Genomic DNA, 6,716 nt, shown 5'->3' on the forward strand with positions numbered 1-6,716 from the left:
GACGGCCATGGCCCACACCCTAGCCCAACTCAATGCGGCGGCGCCCGCGGACGCCGCCGCCATGCTCGACGGCCTGTACGGGCACGCGCCCTGGATCGCCGAGCGCGCGCTTGCCCACCGGCCGTTCCGCTCGCTGGCCGATCTGGGGCAGCGCCTGCGCCGTTCCGTGAGCGAAGCCGATGCCGCGGCCCGGACAGCGCTGCTGCGCGCCCATCCCGAGCTGGCAGCCGCGCCAGGCGCGCCCCTGGGCGCGGATTCCGCACGCGAGCAGGACCTGGCTGGATTGGCCGGCTGCACGCCCGCCGAACTGGCGCGCCTGCAGGAGTTGAACGCCGCCTACAAGACCCGGTTCGGCTTGCCCTTCGTGCTGGCCGTGCGCGGTCCGCGCGGCGCCGGCCTGACGCGCCAGCACGTGATCGACGAATTCGCCCGCCGCCTCGACAACCCGCCAGACCTCGAATTTGAAGAGGCTCAGCAGCAGCTGCACCGCATTGCCGAAATCCGGCTGCGCGAGCGCTTCGACGCCGAGCCCGCCATGGGCAACGACATCTGGGACTGGGGCGAGCAACTGGCCGTCCACAGCGACCCGGGCTACGCCGAAAAAGGCCAGCTCACCGTCACCTACCTGACCGCAGCCCATCGCGCCTGCGCCGGCCTGTTGTCGCAGTGGATGCGCGATTGCGGTTTCGACGAGGTCGGCTTCGACGCCGTCGGCAACGTGGTCGGCCGCTACCTCGCTGCCCGCCCCGACGCCCCCACGCTAATGACCGGCAGCCATTACGACACGGTGCGCAACGCCGGCAAGTACGACGGCCGGCTGGGCATCTTCGTGCCGATGGCCTGCGTGCGCGAACTGCACCGCCAGGGCAAGCGCCTGCCCTATCACCTGGAAGTCATAGGCTTCGCGGAAGAGGAAGGCCAGCGCTATCGCGCCACCTTCCTGGGTTCCGGCGCGCTGATCGGCGACTTCAAGCCCGAATGGCTGGACCAGCAGGACGCCGACGGCATCAGCATGCGCGACGCCATGGCGCAAGCCGGCCTGCGCAGCGAGGACATCCCCAAGCTGAAGCGCGATCCCGCGCGCTACCTGGGTTTCGTCGAAGTCCATATCGAACAAGGGCCGGTGCTCTACGAAATGGGACTGCCGCTGGCCGTGGTCACGTCGATCAACGGCTGCGTGCGCTACCAGGTCCGGATCAACGGCCTGGCCTGCCATGCCGGCACCACGCCCATGAACCGCCGCCGCGACGCGGCCACCGCCAGCGCCGAACTGGCCTTGTACGTGGAGCAGCGCGCCGCCCGCGACGGCGACTCGGTGGGCACCATAGGCATGCTGGAAGTGCCCGGCGGCTCGATCAATGTGGTGCCGGGCGAATGCCGCTTCAGCCTGGACCTGCGAGCGCCCAGCGACACGCAGCGCGATGCGCTGGCGGACGACGTGCTGGCCGAGCTCGAAGCGATTTGCCAGCGCCGCGGCCTGCGCTACGCGCTGGAAGAAACCATGCGCGCCGCCGCCGCTCCCAGCGATCCCGTCTGGCAGCAGCGTTGGGAACGCGCCGTCGACGCGCTGGGACTGCCCGTCCACCGCATGCCCAGCGGCGCCGGCCACGACGCCATGAAGCTGCACGAGGTCATGCCCCAGGCCATGCTGTTCGTGCGCGGCCAGAATTCCGGCATCAGCCACAACCCGCGCGAGTCCACCTCCAGCGACGACATCCAGCTTGCCGTGCTGGCGTTCCTGCGCCTGCTCGACGACCTTGCCCACGACACCCAATAGCCGACCATGACCGACTACGCCCGACTCGACGCCTGGATTGACGCCCACTTTGACGAGGAAGTCCGCTTCCTGCAGGAGCTGGTACGCGTACCGACCGATACGCCCCCCGGCAACAACGCCCCGCACGCCGAACGCACGGCCGAGCTGCTGCAAGGCTTCGGCCTGGAGGCCGAGGCCCACCCCGTGCCCGCCGAGACCGTGCGGGACTACGGGCTGCAATCCATCACCAACCTCATCGTGCGCCGCGAGTACGGCGCGGGCGGCCTTCGCGTGGCGCTCAACGCCCACGGTGACGTGGTGCCGCCGGGCGAAGGCTGGGAGCATGACCCCTACGGCGGCGACATAGACAACGGCAGCCTGTACGGCCGCGCCGCCGCCGTCAGCAAGAGCGACTTCGCCAGCTACACCTACGCCCTGCGCGCGCTGGAAGCCGTCGCCCGGCCCAGCCGCGGCGCGGTCGAACTGCACTTCACCTACGACGAGGAATTCGGCGGCCTGCTCGGCCCCGGCTGGCTGTTGTCGCAGGGGCTGACCAAGCCCGACCTGCTGATCGCCGCGGGCTTCAGCTACGAAGTCGTCACCGCGCACAACGGCTGCCTGCAAATGGAAGTGACGGTGCACGGCAAGATGGCGCATGCCGCCATTCCCAGCAGCGGCGTGGACGCGCTGCAAGGCGCGGTCGCGATCCTGAACGCGCTGTACGCGCAGAACGCGCGGTATCGCGAAATCAGGTCGGAGGTGCCTGGCATCAGCCACCCCTATCTGAATGTCGGCCGCATCGAAGGCGGCACCAATACCAACGTGGTCCCCGGCAAAGTCGTATTCAAGCTGGACCGCCGCATGATCCCCGAAGAGAACGCGGCCGAGGTCGAAGCGGACATCCGCCGCATCATCCAGGAAACTGCCGCCTCCGTGCCCGGCATCCGCGTGGACATCAAGCGCCTGCTGCTGGCCAATGCCATGCGGCCCCTGCCGGGCAACCAGGCGTTGGTGCAGGCCATCCAGAAGCACGGGGAGGAATTGTTCGGCGAGCCCATCGCCGCCATGGGTACGCCGCTTTATACCGACGTGCGCCTGTACGCCGAAGCGGGCATCCCGGGGGTGATCTACGGCGCCGGACCGCGCACCGTGCTGGAATCGCACGCCAAGCGCAACGATGAACGCGTGGTGCTGGAAGACCTGCGGCGCGCCACCAAGGTCATCGCCCGCACGCTGGCCGACCTGCTGGACGCCGCCTGAGGCGGCTACCCGGCAGGACCGGCCGGGCGCATCACGCCAGCTTCATCACCCGGCGCCAGAACAGGATCGCCACCAGCACGAAGACAGCCAGGCCCAGGAAAGACGCCGTGTGCTCGAAGCCCGCGCCGGCGATCGCCAACGGCGCTTCCGTGCCGGCCGCGCCAATGATGCCAGCCATCAGCACGCCGACCAGGCTTTCGCCCACGATCAGGCCCGACGCGATCAGCACGCCGCGGCGGTTGGCCGCGTCGGCGAACTGCTCGTAGGGCTTGCCGGCGGCAGCCGCGCGGCGGCGCACGGCGCGTTCCAGCAGCCAGGCCAGGACCGCGCCGACCACGATGGGCGCGGCCACGGTGGGCGGCAGATAAATGCCGATACCCACGGCCAGCACCGGAATCCGGGCCACGCGGCAGGTGCGCTTCATGATCTCGTCGACCACGATCAGGCCCACGCCGACCGCCATGCCGATCAGGATCATGGTCCAGTTGAGCTGGTGCGTGAAGATGCCGCGCGCGATCGCCAGCATCAAGGTCGCCTGCGGCGCCGACAGGGCTTGCGCCGGGTCCATGCCCTCGCGCGGCATGGCGTCGGCAAAACCGTAGGCGTTGTAGAGCAGCTCCAGCACCGGCGAGATCACCGCCGCGCCGGCCACGCAACCGATCAGCAGGGCCACCTGCTGGCGCCAGGGCGTCGCGCCCACCAGCCAGCCGGTCTTCAGGTCCTGCAGGTTGTCGTTGGAAATGGAGGCCACCGCCACCACTGCCGAGGTGCTGAAGATAGCCAGGGCAATCGCCATCTGCACGCCGTTTTCCGCACCCAGCAGCTCGCCGCCCAGCGCCAGCATCAGGAGCGACACCAGCACGATGGCGACGATGCCCACGCCCGAGATCGGGCTGGTCGAGGAACCCACCAGGCCGGCCATGTAGCCGCAGGCCGCGGCTACCAGGAAGCCGAACACGAAAGCGAACAGCACGGCGTAGGCCACCAGCTTCCAGATCGCGGCGGGCGACAGCGGCGCACCCGACAGGAACACCTGGAAGGTCACCACCAGGACCGCCACCAGCACCAGCGTGACCGCCGAAATCCAGCCGGCCGACAAGTCGCGCTCGGTGCGCGGCGCGCGTCCGGCGCGGGCCGCGCCCGCCTTGGTCAGGGCCGCGAACGAGGCCTTGACGCCGCGCGCCATCGGCATGAACAGCGTGGCCAGCGTCCAGATGGCGCCCACGCCGATCACGCCGGCGCCGATGAAGCGCACTTGCGAAGCCCACAGGCCCGTGGCGTACTTGGCCAGCGACACGTCCGCGGGCATGTCGCCCATGGCGGTCAGAATGGGTACGGCGATGCCCCAGGAAATGATCAGTCCGGTCAGCATGGCCAGACCCGCGACGATGCCGATCAGGTAGCCGGCGCCCAGCAGCGCCAACGAGAAGCCCATGGGCAGCCGGAACACCGCGCCGCCCAGCGCGAACCAGCCGCTGACGCTGTCGCCCAAGACCCGCAAGCCGCTGGCGGCGAAGCTGACTGCGGCGGCGACCACGCCGCCGGCGACGATGTCGCCCATGCCGGTGGCTGTCTTGGCGGGCGTCCGTCCGTTTTCCTCGGCCTCGTCCTGGGCGCGTTCGGCGCTGCCCACCCGCAGGATTTCCGCGGCGGCCACGCCTTCCGGATACGGCAGGTCGCTCTGCACCACCATCACGTGGCGCAGCGGAATGGTGAACATCACGCCGAGCATGCCGCCCGCCGCGCAGATGCCCAGCGTCTGCCAGAACGGGAAACCCTGCCAGTGCCCCATCATGACCAGGGCCGGCAGGATGAAGATGATGGATGACAGCGTGCCGGCCGCCGAGGCCTGGGTCTGCACCATATTGTTTTCAAGGATGTTCGCGTCCTTGAACAGCCGCAGGACGGACATCGAGATCACCGCGGCCGGAATGGCGGATGAGAACGTCAGGCCCACCTTCAATCCGAGGAAGACGTTGGAGGCGGTGAAGATGACGGTGATGATTGCGCCCAGGAGGATGCCGCGGAACGTAAGTTCGGGCAACGTGACCTCTGCCGGGACGCTGATGGGTTGGGTCATTGCAGTAATTCCTATCATGCCAGCCGCGAATTCTAGCGCCTTCGCGTCCACCCTGCGGCCACCCCCTCCGGGTGGCGGCCGGGCACATCCTCGGCATAAGCTGCCGCAAGCCGCAAAACCTGCAACAGATTATGCTGAATTTTCGGGAATTCCCCCAAAATTTTGATCACCCATATCAGGGGCTAGGGTCTAGCATGGACGTCAAACCAGGAGACGACAAGACCATGCGCGACGCCAGTTCCGCCCGCCCCGGGCAAGATATCCAGCACGACGCCGACCCCGCCGAAACCGCCGAATGGCGCGACGCGCTGCAGGCGCTGGTCCAGGCGGAAGGTTCTGAGCGCGCAGGCTATGTGCTGGACAACCTGCTCGGCCATGCCGCGTCGCTGGGTCTGCGCGCCAACAGCCAGACCCGCACCGCCTACCTCAACACCATCCCCGCCGACCAGGAACCGCCCTTCCCCGGCAACCTGGCGGTGGAAGAACGCATCGCCCGCATCAACCGCTGGAACGCGCTGGCCATGGTGGTGCGCGCCAACCAGGCGCACGGCGAGCTGGGCGGCCACATCGCCAGCTACGCCTCGGCCGCGGACCTGTTCGAGGTGGGCTTCAACCACTTCTTCCGCGCGCAAAGCCAGGACGGGCCGGGCGACCTGGTCTACATGCAGCCGCACTCGGCGCCCGGGGTGTACGCCCGCGCCTACCTGGAAGGCTTCCTCGGCGAAGAAGACCTGGCGCATTTCCGCCAGGAGATCACCGCATCGGCACGCGGCCTGCGCGGACTGTCTTCGTACCCGCACCCGTGGCTGATGCCGGACTTCTGGCAGTTCCCCACGGGCTCGATGGGCATCGGCCCCATCAACGCCATCTACCAGGCGCGCTTCATGCGCTACCTCGAGCACCGCTCGCTCGTACCCGGCGGCGACCGCAAGGTCTGGGGTATCTTCGGCGACGGCGAAATGGACGAACCCGAATCCATCGCCGCGCTGACCCTGGCCGCGCGCGAAAAACTCGACAACCTGGTGTTCGTCGTCAACTGCAACCTGCAGCGGCTGGACGGCCCGGTGCGCGGTAATGGCCGCATCATCGACGAACTGGAAACGCTGTACGCCGGCGCCGGCTGGAACGTCATCAAGCTGGTCTGGGGCAGCGACTGGGACGCCCTCCTGCGCCGCGACACAAATGGCGCCCTGGCGCGCGCCTTCGCCAATACCGTGGACGGACAGTTCCAGACCTTCGCCGCCAATGACGGCGCCTTCAACCGCGCGCACTTCTTCAACCAGAATCCCGAACTGGCCGCCCTGGTGGCCGACTGGAGCGACGAAGCCATCGACCGGCTGCACCGCGGCGGCCATGACATGGTGAAGATCCATGCGGCCTACCACCGCGCCGCGAGCCATCGCGGCCAGCCCACGGTAATCCTGGCGCAGACCAAGAAGGGCTTCGGCATGGGATCCGCCGGCCAGGGCAAGATGACTACGCACCAGCAGAAGAAGCTGGACGACGAGGCGCTGCTGGCCTTCCGCGACCGCTTCGCGCTGCCGATCTCGGACGCCGACTGCCTGGCGCTGAAGTTCTACCGCCCGGCCGAAGACAGCGCCGAACTGCGCCACCTGCAAG

3 protein-coding genes and 1 pseudogene are annotated in these 6,716 nt (G+C 68.5%); 3 read left to right on the forward strand and 1 reads right to left on the reverse strand.

What is annotated here, in order from left to right; genetic code table 11:
* Window positions 1–7 precede the first annotated feature (7 nt).
* Together uraD and IPU70_RS30435 are read left to right on the forward strand one after the other, a co-directional pair.
* Window positions 8–1,777 (forward strand): 2-oxo-4-hydroxy-4-carboxy-5-ureidoimidazoline decarboxylase, encoded by a 1,770-nt coding sequence (uraD, locus tag IPU70_RS30430; RefSeq protein WP_207473016.1) that lies wholly within the window; start codon window positions 8–10, stop codon window positions 1,775–1,777.
* Window positions 1,778–1,783: 6 nt separating this feature from the next.
* Entirely contained in the window at window positions 1,784–3,016 is a 1,233-nt protein-coding gene (locus tag IPU70_RS30435) for a M20/M25/M40 family metallo-hydrolase (protein ID WP_207473018.1), read from the forward strand.
* Window positions 3,017–3,047: 31 nt separating this feature from the next.
* Here IPU70_RS30435 and IPU70_RS30440 read toward each other — a convergent pair whose 3' ends face one another.
* Window positions 3,048–5,096 carry an OPT family oligopeptide transporter gene (locus IPU70_RS30440; RefSeq protein ID WP_207473026.1) on the reverse strand — a complete coding sequence of 683 codons (2,049 nt, stop codon included), beginning with the start codon at window positions 5,094–5,096 and terminating at the stop codon, window positions 3,048–3,050.
* Window positions 5,097–5,320: 224 nt separating this feature from the next.
* On the opposite strand from IPU70_RS30440, the pseudogene IPU70_RS30445 reads away from it, so the two are divergent.
* Window positions 5,321–6,716 (forward strand): annotated as a pseudogene (locus IPU70_RS30445) (pyruvate dehydrogenase (acetyl-transferring), homodimeric type); the annotation flags it as partial.

The sequence above is a fragment of the Achromobacter sp. SD115 genome, from assembly GCF_017355315.1.
GTDB classification, from domain to species: Bacteria; Pseudomonadota; Gammaproteobacteria; order Burkholderiales; family Burkholderiaceae_B; genus Achromobacter; species Achromobacter xylosoxidans_B.

What these genes read in the sequence shown, in the direction of transcription:
- uraD (WP_207473016.1), top strand. Translation starts at nt 8, where the DNA reads ATGGCCCACACCCTAGCCCAACTCAATGCGGCGGCGCCCGCGGACGCC.
- IPU70_RS30435 (WP_207473018.1), top strand. Translation starts at nt 1,784, where the DNA reads ATGACCGACTACGCCCGACTCGACGCCTGGATTGACGCCCACTTTGAC.
- IPU70_RS30440 (WP_207473026.1), bottom strand. Translation starts at nt 5,096, where the DNA reads ATGACCCAACCCATCAGCGTCCCGGCAGAGGTCACGTTGCCCGAACTT.